Source organism: Vibrio sp. 378, assembly GCF_033339435.1.
Genome location: NZ_JAWOUO010000244.1, coordinates 1 through 924, shown reverse-complemented (window position 1 = coordinate 924; position 924 = coordinate 1). Strand labels below are relative to the sequence as shown.

The following is a 924-nucleotide window of genomic DNA, read 5'->3' as shown; positions in this document are numbered from 1 at the left end:
AAATATTCGCGCCACAACAATTCAAAGTAAATCCAGTAAGTCGAATCATTCGCCCCTTGGGTTTGTTCATACTGTTTGAGCATGGCATGAATCATTCTTGGCGACACACAACCAAGCGCAAGCCAAGGTGAAAATTTGGTGGAATACGCCATCCCGTCGAGTCCGTTGCGCGTCTCTTTATATGAGCTTGCCAAGCCAGAAGAAAAGTAACGCCGACAATGCGCAAGACCACTCCGTTCTCCGCCAGAAAACAGCGCAGACTCATCAAAGTAAAAAGAGGATAAAGTTGGCAGTTGAGCGCCTTTTGGCATTGGTGGTAGGCGGCTCGGCGCATCTACTGGGTGGGCGATGTCTATCCCTTCAACGCACTTTCTAAACTGAGTAAAAGTCTCGGGCAGATCAGGCAACGTAAACGGCAGCTTGCTTTCGTCGAACAAACTGCGTACAGCGTGCTGAACAATGACAAGGTGTGGGTATTCATCTTGCAGCTTGTGCAATATGCTCTGTTCATCCGAGCCAGCCATTGCGTCTGAATAAAGATGAGTGACACTCAAATATTGAATGGCATATTTGAGGGCTTGATACGGGGGTATATCTAGCGCCCAAAGTCGCTGACCTAACTGACTAAGGGCGTCATTCAGATCGCACAAAGATGCATCGATAAATTTCTGCCTTGCTCGTCCGAGCGTTGCCTCCTGAGCAAAATGATGGAGAAAAGGAGTTACTGAAGGGCGACAATACAAGCAAACCAATTCATCCAGAAAAGATGAGGCATTAACCAATAGCGAGTTATCGTGAAGTCTTAGGTCAAACGTAAACCAGTAAAGCCCTATTTTCTTTTTCAAAAAACGTCCTTAGGCGAGGAGCTAAATGTACTGATTTGTTTTACGCTCGGCATCGCAAGCGGATCATCCGTTCTTACTA

Annotated in this window: 1 protein-coding gene; it reads right to left on the bottom strand. The window is 46.5% G+C overall.

Translation table 11 applies throughout. The features are described from left to right. Positions 1-845, bottom strand: an 845-nt coding sequence (locus tag R7Q48_RS25465; protein ID WP_318132931.1) for a DASH family cryptochrome, incomplete at its 3' end; no start/stop codon positions are given. Positions 846-924 lie beyond the last annotated feature (79 nt).